We start from the raw sequence: 17,328 nt of genomic DNA on the forward strand, positions 1-17,328 counted from the left end.
GTCAAAAGCCCGTCGCTTAAGTAACATGACGGGCTGACAAACGAAATAAATACAGCGAAACGATAGTGGCACAACGAGATTATGTACGCCGCAGCCAGCCGGCTCCTTCGCGGCAAAAAAAGAGTAGCTCAAGGAAGAAGCAACGTAGCGTATCCGCTGTCTCGCCCGCAATGGTCGCGATTGCCGCCGCAGTACTGGTAGCTTTTATCGGTGGCCTGTACTTTATTACCCACCACAAGAAAGAAGAATCTGAAACGCTGCAAAACCAAAAGGTTGCAGGCAATGGTCTGCCGCCAAAACCGGAAGAGCGCTGGCGTTACATTAAAGAGCTGGAAAGTCGCCAGCCAGGCGTACGTGCGCCTACCGAGCCATCTGCGGGTGGCGAGGTGGAAAAACCGGAGCAACTGACCAATGAGCAACGTCAGTTACTGGCGCAAATGCAGGCGGATATGCGCCAGCAGCCTACGCAGTTAAACGAAGTGCCGTGGAACGAGCAGACGCAGGAGCAGCGCCAACAAACGCTGCAACGCCAGCGTCAGGCGCAGCAACAGGTACAGCAGCAGATGCAACAACAGCAGTGGAGCAACGTGCAGGTTGAGCAACCGACACGGACGCCGCCACGGGTGACGGAGCAACCACGCACGGCGCAAACCGCGCCGGTGCAGGCAGCGAAGCAAACGCCTCAGCAAAAGCCATCTGCCGCCAGCCAGCAGCCATACCAGGATCTGCTGCAAACGCCAGCACATACCACGGCGGCTGCGCCGAAAACGCAGCAGGCCGCTCCGGTGACGCATGAAGAAGCACCGAAGCAAACGGCCGAGAAAAAAGACGAACGCCGCTGGATGGTACAGTGTGGTTCGTTCAAAGGTGCGGACCAGGCAGAGACCGTTCGTGCCCAGCTCGCCTTTGAAGGGTTTGATTCTCGCATCACCAGCAATAACGGCTGGAATCGCGTGGTTATCGGTCCGGTTAAAGGCAAAGATAACGCAGATAGCACCATTAGCCGTCTGAAACTGGCCGGCCACACAAACTGCATCCGTCTCGCCGCCGGGGGTTGAAACCCCCAAAATCTCCCCCATCTATACTTGCATTCTGCCCCGTATCACTACGGGGCTTGTATTCTGCATTCGTAACCAGGGGGTCTGCTCGTGACAACAATAGTAAGCGTACGCCGTAACGGCCATGTCGTTATCGCTGGTGATGGCCAAGCGACACTGGGCAACACCGTTATGAAAGGCAACGTGAAGAAAGTTCGCCGTCTGTACAACGACAAAGTCATCGCAGGCTTTGCCGGAGGCACGGCTGACGCCTTCACCTTGTTTGAACTCTTTGAACGTAAGCTGGAGATGCACCAAGGCCATCTGGTGAAAGCGGCGGTGGAACTGGCCAAAGACTGGCGTACCGATCGCATGCTGCGCAAGCTGGAAGCGTTACTGGCGGTGGCCGATGAAACGGCCTCACTGATCATCACCGGTAACGGTGACGTTGTGCAGCCAGAAAATGACCTGATTGCCATTGGCTCTGGCGGCCCATATGCCCAGGCGGCTGCCCGTGCATTGCTGGAAAACACCGACCTCAGCGCGCGCGATATCGCCGAGAAAGCGCTGAACATCGCCGGTGATATCTGCATCTACACTAACCACTTCCACACCATCGAAGAATTGACCACCAAGGCGTAAGGATTCCTCATGTCTGAAATGACCCCACGCGAAATTGTCAGCGAACTGGACAAACACATTATCGGTCAGGATGCGGCGAAGCGTTCCGTGGCGATTGCCCTGCGTAACCGCTGGCGTCGTATGCAGCTTGATGAAGAGCTGCGCCATGAAGTGACCCCGAAAAACATTCTGATGATCGGGCCAACCGGTGTCGGTAAAACCGAAATTGCCCGCCGTCTGGCGAAACTGGCAAACGCGCCGTTTATCAAAGTTGAAGCAACCAAATTCACCGAAGTGGGTTATGTCGGTAAAGAAGTGGATTCCATTATCCGCGATCTTACCGATGCCGCCGTGAAAATGGTCCGCATGCAGTCCATCGAGAAAAACCGCTATCGCGCCGAAGAGATGGCGGAAGAGCGTATTCTGGACGTGCTGATCCCCCCGGCAAAAAACAACTGGGGCCAGCCGGAAACCGTTGCTGAGCCGTCTGCGGCACGTCAGTCTTTCCGCAAAAAACTGCGTGAAGGCCAGCTCGACGATAAAGAAATTGAAATTAATCTGGCCGCGTCACCGATGGGCGTAGAGATCATGGCGCCTCCGGGAATGGAAGAGATGACCAGCCAGCTCCAGTCCATGTTTCAGAATCTGGGCGGGCAAAAACAGAAGCCGCGTAAGCTGAAAATCAAAGATGCAATGAAACTGCTGATTGAAGAAGAAGCGGCTAAGCTGGTGAACCCGGAAGAGCTGAAACAAGATGCAATCGACGCGGTTGAGCAGCACGGTATCGTCTTCATCGACGAAATCGACAAAATCTGTAAGCGCGGCGGTAACACATCCGGCCCGGATGTTTCCCGCGAAGGTGTTCAGCGCGACCTGCTGCCGCTGGTAGAGGGTTGTACCGTTTCTACCAAGCACGGCATGGTGAAAACTGACCACATCCTGTTTATCGCCTCCGGCGCATTCCAGGTGGCCAGCCCGTCTGACCTGATCCCGGAACTGCAGGGTCGTCTGCCTATTCGTGTTGAACTGAAAGCGCTGACCACGCAAGACTTTGAACGCATTCTGACCGAGCCAAACGCATCGGTTACCGTGCAGTACAAAGCATTGATGGCAACAGAAGGCGTCAATATCGATTTCACTGACGACGGGATTAAACGCATCGCGCAAGCGGCCTGGCAGGTGAACGAGACCACCGAAAACATCGGTGCGCGCCGTCTGCACACCGTTCTGGAACGTCTCATGGAGGATATTTCCTATGACGCCAGCGACCTGAATGGCGAAACTATCATCATCGACGCCGACTATGTGAGTAAGCACCTTGATGCTTTAGTGGCAGATGAAGATCTGAGCCGTTTTATCTTATAATCGCAGCCACAACGTTTTCATCATTTCCGATGGGGGCTTATGCCCCCATTTTTTATTACTGGCTGGTGACTATGACTGACGCACAACCTTTGAGCCGCACCCAGGCCTGGCTGGAAAGCCTGCGCCCAAAAACACTGCCGCTGGCGTTTGCCGCTATCGTGGTAGGGACGACGCTGGCCTGGTGGCAGGGTTTCTTCGATCCGCTGGTTGCCATACTGGCATTAAGCACCGCCGGATTGCTGCAAATCCTTTCCAATCTCGCCAACGACTATGGCGATGCGGTCAAAGGCAGCGATAAACCCGACCGTATTGGTCCGTTGCGCGGTATGCAAAAAGGGGCGATTTCGCTTGAGCAGATGAAGCGTGCGCTGATCATTGTCATTGGCCTGAGCTGCATTTCCGGCCTGCTGTTGCTGCTGGCCGCCTCACAAACCCTGACGGATTTCATCGGCTTTGTGGTGCTTGGCGCGCTGTCTATCATCGCCGCTATCACCTACACCATCGGCAAACGACCTTACGGTTATATCGGCCTTGGCGACGTTTCGGTACTGATCTTTTTTGGCTGGCTGAGCGTAATGGGAAGCTGGTATCTGCAAACGCATATGCTGATCCCTGCGATTATCTTACCCGCTACGGCGTGCGGGCTGCTGGCGACTGCGGTGCTGAATATCAACAATCTGCGTGATATCGACAGCGATCGCGCCAATGGCAAAATCACGCTCGTGGTACGCTTAGGGCCGGTGAACGCACGCCGCTACCATGCGGGTCTGCTGGCCGGCGCCCTTCTCTGTCTGGCACTGTTTAACCTGCTGTCACTGCATAGCGTATGGGGTTGGCTGTTCATCCTTGCCGCGCCGTTGCTGTTAAAACAGGCGCGTTTTGTGATGCGTGAGCGGGATCCGAAAGCCATGCCGCCGATGCTCGAACGTACAGTAAAAGGGGCTTTACTGACTAACCTCTTGTTTGTGATTGGGATTATGCTGAGTCAGACGCATTTTTAACTGACAAAAGTCAATTAACAATTGATGATTTTGCCAACAATGCGTGATGCGCGATATACTGACAACTCTCGCAGCAACTGAACGTTAAGCCTATGAAATACGATACGTCTGAGCTCTGTGACATCTACCAGGAAGATGTCAACGTCGTGGAACCGCTGTTCTCCAATTTTGGTGGACGGTCGTCGTTCGGCGGTCAAATCATCACGGTGAAATGTTTCGAGGATAACGGGTTGCTGTACGATCTGCTCGAAGAAAATGGCCGTGGTCGTGTACTGCTGGTTGATGGCGGTGGTTCTGTGCGTCGTGCGTTAATTGATGCGGACCTGGCGCGCATCGCTCTGCAAAACGAGTGGGAAGGGATTGTGGTCTACGGCGCGGTGCGCCAGGTGGATGATCTGGAAGAACTGGACATTGGCATTCAGGCCATTGCCGCCATTCCGGTGGGTGCCGCTGGAGAAGGCATCGGCGAAAGCGACATTCGCGTCAATTTCGGCGGCGTGACCTTCTTTTCCGGCGACCATCTCTATGCCGACAACACCGGGATAATCCTTTCCGAAGATCCACTGGATATCGAGTGATCAAAAAAGGCACCGCAAGGTGCCTTTTTTATGCGCTGTACCGTTCTGGAAAAGAAAGCCAGAGCAGCTACGCGAAAGATTTCATGTTGTAGCAAGCCGACAACTGAGCGAATCCCCGGGAACACAGACAACGACGTGCCAGGGGAAAGTGAGCGCAGCCAACGCCGCTACGTCACGAAAGATGACGCGTAATCAGACTTCTTCCATACGGCCCAGAAGTGCCTGCAGACGTTCCTGCCAGCCATGCTGCTGTTCTTTCAACTGGTTGTTTTCACGGGCCAGTTCTTCGCGATCATGCTGCGCGGACTGTACTTCCTGGGACAGACTGTTGTTCTTCTCTTTCAGCTCTTCGATTTCCATCTGCAGCAGCGTGATGGTATCAATCGCCTGCTGTACTTTCGCTTCCAGCTTCTCGAATACTTCTAATGACATCGTCATACCTCTCCTGAATTGCAAGGCGTTGATGGGTATATACCACTCGGGTAAATCCGCGTTCCGTGAACGGCGACGCCTTAATGTATTTAGCGCACGGTCTTAGTACCCGATTGTATGAAGCCCTTTAGCCCCTGTCCAGCGACAACCCGCGCAGATCGCGCTTTGCAACACTTTTCAGCCTAAACCTGGTGCATTTGCGGTCCGCTTCAATAAATTGTTAAATTGAGGGTTACAAAAATGATTCAGCTCACACTTCTCCCTCCTTCGCAAACGCGCCTCATCGCGCGAAAACGCTCATTTTATTGACGCAGTACACACATTTTGATTTCGATATTTCTCGTTTTTGCTCGTTAACGATAAATTAACAGTATGTCTACACGGCATCTTGGAGTCTTCTCCCTCCATGCAAACTATAACCATTAAACTCTTTGCAGGATCCGATTATGAGTCAAACCTCAACCTTAAAAGGTCAGTGCATCGCCGAGTTTCTCGGTACCGGGTTGTTGATTTTCTTCGGTGTGGGCTGCGTTGCGGCACTTAAAGTAGCAGGTGCCAGCTTCGGACAGTGGGAAATCAGTATCATTTGGGGTCTGGGCGTGGCGATGGCCATCTACCTGACCGCAGGGGTTTCCGGCGCACACCTTAACCCGGCTGTGACCATTGCATTGTGGCTGTTTGCCTGCTTCGACGGGCGCAAAGTTGTACCCTTTATTGCATCTCAATTTGCCGGCGCATTCTGCGCGGCCGCACTTGTTTACGGGCTTTATTACAATCTTTTCTTCGATTTCGAACAAACTCACCATATGGTGCGTGGCAGCGTCGAAAGCCTCGATCTGGCAGGCATCTTTTCAACCTACCCTAACCCGCACATCAATTTCTTCCAGGCCTTTGCTGTTGAGATGGTGATTACCGCGGTTCTGATGGGCGTCATTATGGCGCTGGGCGACGATGGCAACGGGATCCCGCGTGGCCCGCTGGCTCCGCTGCTGATTGGCCTGCTGATTGCTGTTATTGGTGCCTCTATGGGTCCGTTGACCGGGTTTGCGATGAACCCTGCTCGTGATATCGGACCGAAAGCGTTCGCCTGGCTGGCAGGCTGGGGTAATGTCGCCTTTACCGGTGGGAAAGATATTCCTTACTTCCTCGTACCGCTGTTTGGGCCTATTGTCGGCGCATCACTGGGTGCCTTCGGTTATCGTAAACTGATTGGCCGTAATTTACCGTGTGACGTTTGTGCTGTGGAAGATGACAAAGACGCCACCACAACTTCACAACAAAAAGCTCCGCTGTAATGTGACTACGGGACATAAATCATGACTGAAAAGAAATATATCGTTGCGCTGGACCAGGGTACCACCAGCTCCCGCGCCGTCGTAATGGATCATGACGCCAACATCATCAGCGTTTCGCAGCGCGAATTCGAACAAATTTATCCTAAGCCAGGCTGGGTTGAGCATGACCCAATGGAAATCTGGGCAACGCAAAGCTCCACGCTGGTAGAAGTGCTGGCTAAAGCGGATATCAACTCAGATGAAATCGCCGCGATTGGTATCACCAACCAACGTGAAACGACCATCGTCTGGGAGCGCGAAACCGGTAAACCTATTTATAACGCCATTGTCTGGCAGTGCCGTCGTACATCAGAAATCTGTGAGCAGCTCAAACGTGATGGCATGGAAGAGTACGTGCGTAACGCAACAGGTCTGGTGGTTGACCCGTATTTCTCCGGCACCAAAGTGAAGTGGATTCTCGATCATGTTGAAGGCTCTCGCGAACGTGCGAAGCGTGGCGAGCTGCTGTTCGGTACCGTCGATACCTGGCTTATCTGGAAAATGACCCAGGGCCGCGTACACGTTACTGACTACACCAACGCCTCCCGTACCATGCTGTTCAACATCAATACCCTGGAGTGGGACGACAAGATGCTGGATGCGCTGGATATTCCGCGCGCCATGCTGCCGGAAGTGCGTAAATCGTCCGAAGTCTATGGCCAGACCAACATCGGTGGTAAAGGCGGTACACGTATTCCTATCGCCGGGATCGCCGGTGACCAGCAGGCAGCGCTGTTCGGTCAGTTGTGCGTCAAAGAAGGGATGGCGAAGAACACCTACGGTACTGGCTGCTTTATGCTGATGAACACTGGCGAAAAAGCGGTGAAATCAGAAAATGGTCTGCTGACGACCATCGCATGCGGACCGAGTGGCGAAGTGAATTACGCGCTGGAAGGTGCAGTATTCATGGCAGGTGCGTCAATTCAGTGGCTGCGCGACGAGATGAAACTGATCAGCGATGCGTTTGACTCGGAATATTTCGCGACCAAAGTGAAAGACACCAACGGCGTCTACGTAGTGCCTGCCTTTACCGGCCTGGGCGCACCGTACTGGGACCCGTATGCACGTGGCGCGATTTTCGGTCTGACCCGTGGCGTAAACTCAAACCACATCATTCGCGCAACGCTGGAATCTATTGCCTACCAGACGCGTGATGTACTGGAAGCCATGCAGGCTGACTCCGGCATTCGTCTGCACGCTCTGCGCGTGGATGGCGGTGCGGTAGCCAACAACTTCCTGATGCAGTTCCAGTCGGACATTCTGGGCACCCGCGTGGAGCGTCCGGAAGTGCGTGAAGTTACGGCGCTGGGCGCAGCTTACCTGGCGGGTCTGGCAGTTGGCTTCTGGCAAAACCTGGACGAACTGCAGGAAAAAGCGGTCATTGAGCGCGAATTCCGTCCGGGCATCGAAACCACCGAACGTAACTACCGTTACGAGGGCTGGAAAAAAGCGGTGAAACGCGCGCTGGCATGGGAAGAGCGCGACGAGTAATCTCCCCCCACCCTCTCCCTTTAGGGGGAGAGGGTGAAAACCTGCCCCGCACGCTCGCTCACCTTCTGCCCCAAAAATCACGCTGGTTCGCCCCTCTTTCCTTTGGAGAGAGTGCCAGGGCGAGGGGACCAGACCGCGCCCGGACCTGCTCTGTGTGTTAAACTTCGCGCAATTTCTTTCACTTCACGAGTTTGCTATGAGACGAGAACTTGCCATTGAATTTTCCCGCGTGACCGAAGCAGCGGCGCTGGCTGGCTATAAGTGGCTGGGTCGCGGCGACAAAAATACCGCCGACGGTGCTGCCGTTCACGCCATGCGCATCATGCTTAATCAGGTCAATATCGCCGGGACCATTGTGATTGGCGAAGGGGAAATCGACGAAGCCCCAATGCTCTATATCGGTGAAAAAGTCGGTACCGGTAAAGGCGACGCGGTGGATATCGCCGTTGACCCGATTGAAGGCACCCGTATGACCGCCATGGGCCAGGCCAACGCTCTGGCAGTACTGGCTGTGGGTGATCAAGGCTGCTTCCTCAATGCGCCGGATATGTACATGGAAAAACTGATTGTCGGCCCTGGCGCGAAAGGTACTATCGACCTGAACCTGCCACTTGCCGATAACCTGCGTAATGTTGCTCATGCGCTCGGTAAACCGCTCAGTGAGCTGACGGTGACGATTCTGGCCAAACCTCGCCACGACGCCACCATCGCTGAAATGCAGAAGCTTGGTGTCCGCGTTTTCGCTATTCCGGACGGCGATGTTGCGGCCTCCATTCTGACCTGTATGCCAGACAGTGAAGTCGATGTCCTCTACGGTATTGGCGGTGCGCCGGAAGGTGTCGTCTCAGCCGCCGTCATCCGCGCGCTCGATGGCGATATGAATGGCCGCTTGCTGGCACGTCATCACGTGAAAGGCGACAACGAAGAGAATCGTCGTATCGGGGAAATTGAGCTGGCACGCTGCCAGGCGATGGGCATCGAGGCCGATAAAGTACTGCGCCTGGATGAAATGGCACGCAGCGATAACGTGATTTTCTCAGCAACCGGAATTACCAAAGGCGACCTGCTGGACGGCATTAGCCGTAAAGGCAACATCGCCACCACCGAAACCCTGCTGATTCGCGGGAAATCGCGCACTATTCGCCGTATCCAGTCCATTCACTATCTGGATCGCAAAGACCCGGACGTGCAGACGCACATTCTGTAAGATTATTTATCAGGGAGAGCTTTCCGGCGCATCCGGGCTGGAAATCCTCCCCATTCACGACGAAGATAAGGCAATGATTCTGAACAGGAGAAAATCATGGCCGACTGGGTTACAGGAAAAGTCGTAAAAGTCGAGTTCTGGACCGACGCGTTGTTCAGCCTGACTGTTCATGCCCCCGTTCATCCCTTCACTGCCGGACAATTTGCCAAACTGGGCCTCGAAATCGATGGCGAACGGGTACAGCGTGCCTACTCCTACGTCAACGCCCCAGGCAACCCCGACCTGGAATTTTATCTGGTCACCGTCCCTGAGGGCAAACTCAGCCCGCGACTGGCTGCCTTACAGCCCGACGATGAGGTATTGATTGTCAGCGAGGCGGCAGGCTTCTTTGTTCTTGAAGAGGTGCCGGACTGCGACACGCTGTGGATGCTGGCGACCGGGACCGCGATTGGGCCTTATTTGTCTATCCTGCAGGAAGGTAAGGACCTGGATCGCTTCAAAAATCTGGTGCTGGTGCATGCGGTGCGTTATGCCGCGGATTTAAGCTATCTGCCGCTGATGCTCGAACTGCAGAAACGCTATGAAGGCAAATTGCGGATTCAAACGGTGGTCAGCCGGGAAACCGTGCCCGGATCGCTCACAGGGCGTGTCCCTGCGCTGATTGAGAACGGCGCACTGGAAGCGGCGGTGGGATTGCCGATGAACAGCGACACCAGCCACGTCATGCTCTGCGGCAACCCGCAGATGGTGCGCGACACCCAGCAGTTACTGAAAGAGACCCGGCAGATGGCGAAACACCTGCGCCGCCGCCCGGGCCACATTACCGCCGAACACTACTGGTGATCAGCGGAACTGTACTTCAAGCGTATCTTTGCCGAACTTGTTCTCGCCCTGGGTGCCAATAAACGCGCCCAGGTCGATGAGCATTGTCACCATAATCAGCACCGGCACGAAGCGGCCAACAACCCATTGCCATGTACCGCCAAGTATCTCCCAGTGCCCTGCCAGCAGCATCCAGGCAAGAATAAATAACAACGACCAACTGCCAGACTTATTGCGGTCATGCAGTCGTTTCACAATCACACACGCGGTTGGCCAGAGCAGGCAAACCAGCATAAACGCGGCATTTTGGCTGGCCAGAAGTTCAAAACTGACCGCGTAAAACAACGCCGCCATCGCCAGCACCCAGATAACGGTCCAGATCCAGAAATCACGACGACCAATGCGGCCTTTAAATGAGAACAACCACTGCTGAATACCCATGTAAGGTTCCTTTAATTGTAGTGCTGCGTAGTTTACCCTGGTCGCGTGAGTTTTTGACAAGCCAGACTGTTATCGTTTTAATCGTGAGCAAAGAGAAGTGAGGACGATGTTAATGAAAACCTGGTGGCTCCTGTTTACGGCGCTCTTCATCAATCACTATGCCATCGCAGAGGATACGCCACCTGCGGCGGCGGCCCCGTATCTGCTGCCGGGTGCTCCCACCTTCGAACAATCCATCAGCCAGTTCAGGGAAAAATTCAACGAAGATAATCCCGACCTGCAGCTCAATGAATTTCGCGCTGTCGATTCGCGAGGTGATACTGAACGCCTGACCCGCGCCGCGACCAAAATTAACGACAACTTGTATGCCTCCACGGCGCTGGAACGCGGCACGTTGAAAATTAAATCCATGCAGATGACCTGGCTACCGGTCCGGGGGCCAGAGCAAAAGGCGGCCAAAGCGAAAGCCCAGGAGTATATGGCGGCGCTGATTCGCGCGTTCTCACCGACGCTGACCAAAGCGCAAAGTCTGCAAAAGCTGCAAAAATTACTGAACAACGGCAAAAACAAGCTCTGGTATGCCGAAACGGAAGGGGCTATCCGTTATGTTGTAGCAGATGACGGCGAAAAGGGGCTGACCTTCGCTGTTGAACCGATTAAGCTGGCGCTATCTGAAAGCCTGGAAGGCGACAATAAATGACAAAAAGCAAAGCCTTTCCCATGACGAATCTCTATACTGTTTCACAGACCAAACTGCCCTGACGGGCAGACATCTTACTTAAATTCGCTCTTATAGCGTGGAGAATTCAAATGCGACATCCTTTAGTGATGGGTAACTGGAAACTGAACGGCAGCCGCCACATGGTAAACGAACTGGTAGCTAACCTGCGTAAAGAGCTGGCTGGCGTGACAGGTTGTGGCGTTGCTATCGCTCCGCCGGCTATGTACCTGGATCTGGCTAAGCAAGCCGCTGCAGGCAGCCACATCATTCTGGGCGCTCAGAACGTCGACGTTAACCTGACTGGCGCATTCACCGGCGAAACCTCCGCTGAAATGCTCAAAGATATCGGCGCGCAGTACATCATTATCGGCCACTCCGAGCGTCGTACTTACCACGCAGAATCTGACGAACTCATTGCTAAAAAATTCGCCGTTCTGAAAGAACAAGGTCTGATTCCGGTTCTGTGCATCGGTGAAACCGAAGCAGAAAACGAAGCGGGCAAAACCGAAGAAGTGTGTGCACGTCAGATCGACGCAGTTCTGAAAACTCAGGGCGCAGCGGCATTCGAAGGCGCGGTCATCGCTTACGAACCCGTATGGGCAATCGGCACCGGCAAATCCGCGACGCCGGCTCAGGCTCAGGCGGTTCACAAATTCATCCGTGACCACATTGCTAAAGCAGACGCGAAAGTGGCTGAGCAGGTTATCATTCAGTACGGCGGTTCCGTTAACGCAGCTAACGCTGCTGAGCTGTTCACCCAGCCGGATATCGACGGCGCGCTGGTTGGCGGTGCATCCCTGAAAGCTGACGCTTTCGCGGTGATCGTTAAAGCAGCAGAAGCAGCTAAAGCGTAATTCGCTTGCCCCTGTGGGCACTCACTTCCTGTTAAGGCGGGGAGTGTTCACGTTATCTCTCCCCTCAAGGGGAGAGATACGCTCTTAACCTGGTTACCGCCCCGGCTTTATCGATGCGGGCATCCAGAATCTATGCAGGTTATTGTCCTAACTGGGTCGTATAGTTACTTTCCACCCAGCGATACCCGTCTCCCTCACGCTTTACATGGCCAAACCCCGGAAAAGAAATATGTGCGGCGGCGACCCAATACCCCTGCTCCGCAGCCTGTTTAAGCACACGCTCCCGCGTTTTAATGGCCTGCTGGCGGTTGACGTCAAAGTGTATTGCCACGTGCGGATCGGGCATTTGTACCGCTTTGGCGTGGATAATATCGCCCCATAAAACCAGTGTCTGACCTTCACTTTCTACACGATACAGTACGCTGCCCGGCGTATGACCCGCGGTAGATTCCGCACGGATCCCCTCCATAAGAGCTGCAGGCGCCTGGAATGTTTTTAGCCGCCCGGCATTGATGACCGGACGAAGCGTCTTTTCACTTTCAGCAAAAGTGTGTGCTTCACCTGGCTCCACCTTATTGACGTTTGACGGGTTAAGCCAGAAGTCGACATCGCGTTTGTCCACATACACGTCAGCATTTGCAAAGGCGGGTTTGCCGGCACGTGACACACCGCCAGAGTGATCGGCATGAATATGGGTCAGCAATACATCATCAATGGATTCAGGCGGATACCCTGCTGCGGCAAGGTTTTCCAGCAGATGCCCGCCCTGACTACCGAATAGCTCACCGGCGCCGGTATCCACTAAAATACGTTTTTTGCCATCGTCGATGACATAGGCGTTAATCGAGGTTTCTGCCTGCGGCGTCATTGCTTCGCCAGCCATCGCCTGGCGTAATTTTTCCGGTGAGATGTTCGTCAGCAGTTTATTCAGGGGGACCGTCACCGTGCCGTCGGATACGGCGGTAACCCGCAGCTTGCCCAGTTTCATGCGATAGTAACCGGGAGCCTGTTCATCCAGCGCACTCGTCTGCCCGGCGGCCAGAAGCTGGCTGGAAAAGAGAAGTGTCGCCACCAGCGCCAGTATCATTTTCATAAAATTGCCTCATCACAGTGTCATTTAAGCGTGCTCAGCAGTATCCTCAGCAAACCAGTATCACTCAAATTGATTAATATAATGTTCACTATCAGAGAAAATGATTTTCATCGTATCGATCTGAATTTGTTGACGGTACTGTTAGTCCTGCAGCGGGAAGGCAGCGTGTCACGTACCGCTGAAAAACTGCATCTGGGGCAACCGGCGGTCAGTAATGCGCTGGCCAGGTTGCGTGACATGTTCGACGATCCCCTGTTTGTGCGTACCGCAGGAGGCATGGTACCGACGCCGCGTGCCGAAGCGCTTATTGCCTCACTCGGCCCCCTGATGGAACAGATGCAGTATGTTCTTTTTCAACCACCGTCATTTACCCCGGCGAAGGCAAGCCATGTGTTTCGTCTGGGGATGAGCGACTGGGTGGAGCGCTGGCTGATGCCGGAATTACAGGCATACATGACACGCGAAGCGCCGGGAATCACCTTGCAGGTGGCAGCCAGCGATCCGTTCCGGGATGGTGAGCAAGTGATCCAAAGGGAGATAGACCTGGCGATTTCGGTTGGTCAGAGCACCGCCGCCACGTTGAGGCGTGAACATCTCCGTTCACTCAACTTTTGTACGTTCTGGCACCCCGATCAGCTTTCGCTGGAAGCACCGCTGACGGTAAGTGATTACGTGGAGCATGACCACGTACTGGTTTCCTATCGCGGTGCGGCATGGAGCGCCGTCGACGAACAGTTAGCATTGCAGGGGAGATCACGAAGGGTGCGTTACGTTACGCCGCATTTTTCTTCTCTGCCGCCGCTGCTGAAACGCATACCCGCTTTAGCGACTGTCCCCTCCGGGCTGGCTGCCGACTGGATTTCCCATTACGGTTTACGCTGTAGCCCCGTTCCGGTTGAGACGCCGGAAATTGCCCTCTCGCTGCTGTGGCATAAATGTTGTGATAACGATATGCCGCTGAACTGGCTAAGAACGGTATTACACAAAATCATAAACGCACTGCCGTAATTCACCTCGTCTTTGTACAGACTTGGTAGCCCCCCACAAAGGCCAGTGTGAGGGGCAGATCGCGCCAGAACTACAATTTCCCCAGCACACTAAACCACGCATAATCCAGCGGCAGCAGCACCAGATACGTTGCCACCGCCAGCGCAATACACAACAACATCCCCGCCCGTGCCGGTACTTTGCCTAATGCCATGGCCACTACGATCGGTGACGCCTGATACGGCAGCAGTGGAGTGGAATATCCCAGCACCTGAATCATAATCACCGACAGTAGCGGGAAGTCCGTTGCATCGGAAAAACTCTGCGCCAGCGTGGTAAAAAGCGCAGGTACACCATTCGCCGTCATAATGAAGTTGAGCGCGGTCGTGGTGCCGGTGAGCGCCAGGAAGCTGGTAAAAGGATGCGCCGGATCCAGCGGCATAATGTGCAGCAGCGCATTCCCTACCGCCGCCCCAATCCCCGTTTGCGTGACCGTAATGGCCAGCCCAAGGATCCCGGCGACATAAATACAGGTGCGGATATTTACCCCACTGGAAAACTCATCACCATTAATAAACCCAACGCGCGGCAGCAGAGTAATACAGGCGGCAGCCAGCCCCGTCCAGGCCGGGCCAATGCCGTGCCAGCTCTCCGTGACCCACATCGTTAAGACCACCGCCAGCAGCCAGGCAAGGCGCTTCTCCTCCCGGCTCATGGGTTCCGGCGGCGTAAGGTCTTTTGGCGCATGCGGCTGCCCGGGGAAAAGCCAGCAGATAAGACCAATCAGGATGAGGCCTTTCAGAATACCCAGCACCGGCGTATGCAGCAGCAGATACGGCAGATAGTTGAGATGAATACCGTAGGATCCTTCCGCCGCCCCGCTCATCACCAGATTGGGCACATTGGCGGGTAAAATCGTCGCCGACAACTGGAAGGTGCCAAACCCCACCGCCAGCGCAAGGCCATACCAGGAGCGCGTTCCTTCGTTGATGCCCGCACGCGCCGCCATCGCCGCCACAATCGGCATCAGCAGAGCAATACGTCCCATGTTCGACGGCATAACAAACGCCAGCGCATAGCTCAGCAATACAACGCTTGCGACCATTTGCAACCACGAATCGGTTAGCCGGGCCGACAGCGCCCGCGCGGCCCGGTTGGCCAGCCCCGTTTTCCGAATGGCGACCCCCAGGACAAAACCGCTAAATACCAGCCAGAAAGCGGATGAGGCAAAACCGCCGAAAATGACGTCCGGCGGCGCAATCTTCGCCACCATCGCGGCGGCAAAAAACAGCAGCGCCGTGATGAATTCCGGCAGCAACGAGGTAGCCCACAGCACAATAGTGAGGCCAATAATGACGGAAGGCAGAAACAGAGGGTGAGTAAACCAGAGCGACATACCTGTCTCCTGTAGAATTTATCGGCAAGTCTACGGCGACAGGCTTGCCTGGTAAACGCCAAAACTGGTGGGGCTATTTCAGGATATTACATTGATGATCCTGAATTTCCTCGGCGGAACCACGGTTAAAGGCGAGCAGATTACGCTCCGTCGCCAGCAGCACAAAGGAGCCATCAGCCTGCTGTACCATCGCCATGCCGTAGCGCCCCATATGTTCACGCGCTGTTGGCACCTCTTCCGCCAGCATTAAAAACGGGCTTCGCTGTACCAGTTCAGCTTCCGTTACGCGGCGCGCCAGATAAGGATGCCCAAGAATGCCACCCGGAAAGGCCAGCCACTGACTGCTGATACGCGAGGCTTGCTGATCAAGCTTCACACGCACGTCTTCGCGCAGGCAAGAAATATGGATATGGAAATGGTTCTGGGTACGGCCGACGCGAGAGTTAATTGTCAGCGACAGAGCATTATCCGGGAGTGGGGTTCCCCGCGTTTTACCCAGCACGCCGCGCGATTGCCAGGCCTGCCAGAGAAAATTGGGTGTGTGGGATTTTAATAACAGCGGGCTTTCAATACCGTTGATACGGTACGTTGGCATCAGCAGATACTGTAATGGTCCGTTGCGGTCTTTAAGCAACACGTAACCACTGTCGAGATTAACCTGCGCACAGGGCGCGGGTAGATGGTTGTTCCGCTGATTCGGCACACACTGCTCAAGCACGATATGACGCAATACGTCACGTTTACTGCTGTTCCACCAGTATTCGCCACCCACCACGGCCGCGGCCACCGCAATCAACAACGCTATGCCAAACAGGCGCACTGTTTTCATCGATCTCTCCTTACAGGGAGGAACAGGAAGCATAGCGCAGAGATCGGTTGGGATAAAACGAAAACGGCCCTGTTAAGGGCCGCTGGAGGATTAAGGTTAGCGTTTGCTGATTTCGTCGAACTTGCCGCCGTTGGAGAAGTGCTCTTTCTGCGCTTTTGTCCAGCCGCCAAAGACATCGTCAATGGTGAACAATTTCAGTTTCGGGAATTCGTTTGCGTATTTTGCCGCCACGTCTTTGTCACGCGGACGGTAGAAGTTCTTCGCCGCTATCTCCTGCCCTTCCGGGGAGTAGAGATATTTCAGGTAAGCTTCTGCCACTTTCTGCGTGCCTTTCTTCTCGACAACTTTATCGACAACAGACACGGTTGGCTCCGCAAGGATGGATTCACTTGGCGTCACGATTTCAAACTTATCTTTGCCCAGCTCGTTCGTTGCCAGCAGCGCTTCGTTTTCCCAGGCAATCAGCACATCGCCGATACCACGTTCTACGAAGGTATTGGTCGCGCCGCGAGCACCGGAGTCCAGCACTTCGACGTTTTTATACAGCGCTTTCACGAACTCCTGCGCTTTAGCCTGATCGCCACCGTTCTGATGCAGGGCATAACCCCACGCAGCCAGGTAGTTCCAGCGTGCGCCGCCAGAGCTTTTCGGGTTCGGGGTAATGACCGACACGCCCGGTTTGATTAAATCATTCCAGTCATGAATCTGTTTTGGGTTGCCTTTACGCACCAGGAAAACGATGGTGGAGGTGTAAGGTGCGGAGTTATCCGGCAGGCGTTTGATCCAGTTTTTGTCGATGCTGCCACGCTCGGCAATCGCATCAACATCATACGCCAGCGCCAGGGTCACGACATCGGCATCAAGACCGTTGATAACCGAGGTTGCCTGTTTGCCTGAGCCGCCGTGTGACTGACGAATCGTGACGTTATCGCCCGTTTCCTGTTTCCAGTGGGCACTGAACGCTTTGTTGTATTGCTCGTACAATTCACGCGTTGGATCGTACGAAACGTTTAATAACTGAATATCCTTTGCCAGAACGCTGCCGGATGCCAGCAGCAAAGTTAACCCCACGCCCCATTTATTCATCGCCCACTCTCTCAGGTTATCTATTTTGATGTG

The 17,328-nt window shown here is 54.5% G+C and carries 18 protein-coding genes; 12 read left to right on the top strand and 6 right to left on the bottom strand.

Annotation, left to right across the window (positions count from 1 at the left end):
• Window positions 1–65: 65 nt before the first annotated feature.
• The 5 genes from ftsN to rraA all read left to right on the top strand — a co-directional run bounded on the left by ftsN (window position 66) and on the right by rraA (window position 4,602).
• Entirely contained in the window at window positions 66–1,058 is a 993-nt protein-coding gene (gene ftsN / locus C5523_RS26520) for a cell division protein FtsN (protein WP_108702237.1), read from the top strand.
• Window positions 1,059–1,148: 90 nt separating this feature from the next.
• A complete protein-coding gene (gene hslV / locus C5523_RS26525) occupies window positions 1,149–1,679 on the top strand; it encodes an ATP-dependent protease subunit HslV (RefSeq protein ID WP_039077299.1) in 531 nt (176 codons plus the stop codon).
• A gap of 9 nt (window positions 1,680–1,688) precedes the next feature.
• Window positions 1,689–3,023 (top strand): HslU--HslV peptidase ATPase subunit, encoded by a 1,335-nt coding sequence (hslU, locus tag C5523_RS26530; protein ID WP_039077300.1) that lies wholly within the window; start codon window positions 1,689–1,691, stop codon window positions 3,021–3,023.
• Between the two features lie 71 nt (window positions 3,024–3,094).
• On the top strand, window positions 3,095–4,024 hold the full coding sequence (gene menA, locus C5523_RS26535) for a 1,4-dihydroxy-2-naphthoate polyprenyltransferase (protein WP_071194823.1): 930 nt from the start codon (window positions 3,095–3,097) through the stop codon (window positions 4,022–4,024).
• Between the two features lie 92 nt (window positions 4,025–4,116).
• Entirely contained in the window at window positions 4,117–4,602 is a 486-nt protein-coding gene (gene rraA, locus C5523_RS26540; RefSeq protein ID WP_039077301.1) for a ribonuclease E activity regulator RraA, read from the top strand.
• A 192-nt stretch (window positions 4,603–4,794) separates the two neighbouring features.
• On the opposite strand, the gene zapB is transcribed toward rraA, so the two are convergent.
• On the bottom strand, window positions 4,795–5,040 hold the full coding sequence (zapB, locus tag C5523_RS26545) for a septal ring assembly protein ZapB (protein WP_103245119.1): 246 nt from the start codon (window positions 5,038–5,040) through the stop codon (window positions 4,795–4,797).
• Window positions 5,041–5,480: 440 nt separating this feature from the next.
• Here zapB and C5523_RS26550 point away from each other — a divergent pair, with 440 nt between their 5' ends.
• From C5523_RS26550 to fpr, 4 genes are all read left to right on the top strand, one after another.
• Window positions 5,481–6,329: an MIP/aquaporin family protein gene (locus C5523_RS26550; RefSeq protein ID WP_039077302.1), complete on the top strand. Its 849-nt coding sequence runs from the start codon at window positions 5,481–5,483 to the stop codon at window positions 6,327–6,329.
• Window positions 6,330–6,350: 21 nt separating this feature from the next.
• Window positions 6,351–7,859 carry a glycerol kinase GlpK gene (gene glpK, locus C5523_RS26555; protein WP_039077303.1) on the top strand — a complete coding sequence of 503 codons (1,509 nt, stop codon included), beginning with the start codon at window positions 6,351–6,353 and terminating at the stop codon, window positions 7,857–7,859.
• 196 nt (window positions 7,860–8,055) lie between these two features.
• The gene (gene glpX, locus C5523_RS26560; RefSeq protein ID WP_039077304.1) at window positions 8,056–9,066 is read left to right on the top strand and encodes a class II fructose-bisphosphatase; all 1,011 of its coding nucleotides are present in this window, start codon (window positions 8,056–8,058) and stop codon (window positions 9,064–9,066) included.
• A 96-nt stretch (window positions 9,067–9,162) separates the two neighbouring features.
• Entirely contained in the window at window positions 9,163–9,909 is a 747-nt protein-coding gene (gene fpr, locus C5523_RS26565) for a ferredoxin--NADP(+) reductase (RefSeq protein ID WP_108702238.1), read from the top strand.
• Here the strand turns inward: fpr and C5523_RS26570 are convergent, their stop codons facing one another.
• Window positions 9,910–10,329: a DUF805 domain-containing protein gene (locus C5523_RS26570; protein WP_039077306.1), complete on the bottom strand. Its 420-nt coding sequence runs from the start codon at window positions 10,327–10,329 to the stop codon at window positions 9,910–9,912. It abuts the gene before it with no gap.
• Between the two features lie 112 nt (window positions 10,330–10,441).
• Here C5523_RS26570 and C5523_RS26575 point away from each other — a divergent pair, with 112 nt between their 5' ends.
• Both C5523_RS26575 and tpiA read left to right on the top strand, forming a co-directional pair.
• Window positions 10,442–11,029: a DUF1454 family protein gene (locus C5523_RS26575; protein WP_039077307.1), complete on the top strand. Its 588-nt coding sequence runs from the start codon at window positions 10,442–10,444 to the stop codon at window positions 11,027–11,029.
• Between the two features lie 110 nt (window positions 11,030–11,139).
• Complete coding sequence (tpiA, locus tag C5523_RS26580) at window positions 11,140–11,904, top strand: triose-phosphate isomerase (protein ID WP_108702239.1); 765 nt, start codon at window positions 11,140–11,142, stop codon at window positions 11,902–11,904.
• Between the two features lie 139 nt (window positions 11,905–12,043).
• Here tpiA and C5523_RS26585 read toward each other — a convergent pair whose 3' ends face one another.
• Complete coding sequence (locus C5523_RS26585) at window positions 12,044–12,997, bottom strand: MBL fold metallo-hydrolase (protein WP_108702240.1); 954 nt, start codon at window positions 12,995–12,997, stop codon at window positions 12,044–12,046.
• 81 nt (window positions 12,998–13,078) lie between these two features.
• Here C5523_RS26585 and C5523_RS26590 point away from each other — a divergent pair, with 81 nt between their 5' ends.
• Window positions 13,079–14,005, top strand: coding sequence for a LysR family transcriptional regulator (locus tag C5523_RS26590; protein ID WP_107223601.1), 927 nt, complete (start codon window positions 13,079–13,081; stop codon window positions 14,003–14,005).
• Window positions 14,006–14,075: 70 nt separating this feature from the next.
• On the opposite strand, the gene C5523_RS26595 is transcribed toward C5523_RS26590, so the two are convergent.
• The 3 genes from C5523_RS26595 to C5523_RS26605 form a co-directional block, all read right to left on the bottom strand.
• Window positions 14,076–15,380, bottom strand: coding sequence for an SLC13 family permease (locus tag C5523_RS26595; RefSeq protein WP_108702241.1), 1,305 nt, complete (start codon window positions 15,378–15,380; stop codon window positions 14,076–14,078).
• 73 nt (window positions 15,381–15,453) lie between these two features.
• Window positions 15,454–16,209 (bottom strand): CDP-diacylglycerol diphosphatase, encoded by a 756-nt coding sequence (cdh, locus tag C5523_RS26600; RefSeq protein ID WP_108702242.1) that lies wholly within the window; start codon window positions 16,207–16,209, stop codon window positions 15,454–15,456.
• Between the two features lie 96 nt (window positions 16,210–16,305).
• Window positions 16,306–17,295 (bottom strand): sulfate ABC transporter substrate-binding protein, encoded by a 990-nt coding sequence (locus C5523_RS26605; protein WP_039077313.1) that lies wholly within the window; start codon window positions 17,293–17,295, stop codon window positions 16,306–16,308.
• Window positions 17,296–17,328 lie beyond the last annotated feature (33 nt).

The organism is Phytobacter sp. SCO41, from assembly GCF_003073275.1.
Lineage (GTDB): Bacteria > Pseudomonadota > Gammaproteobacteria > Enterobacterales > Enterobacteriaceae > Phytobacter > Phytobacter diazotrophicus.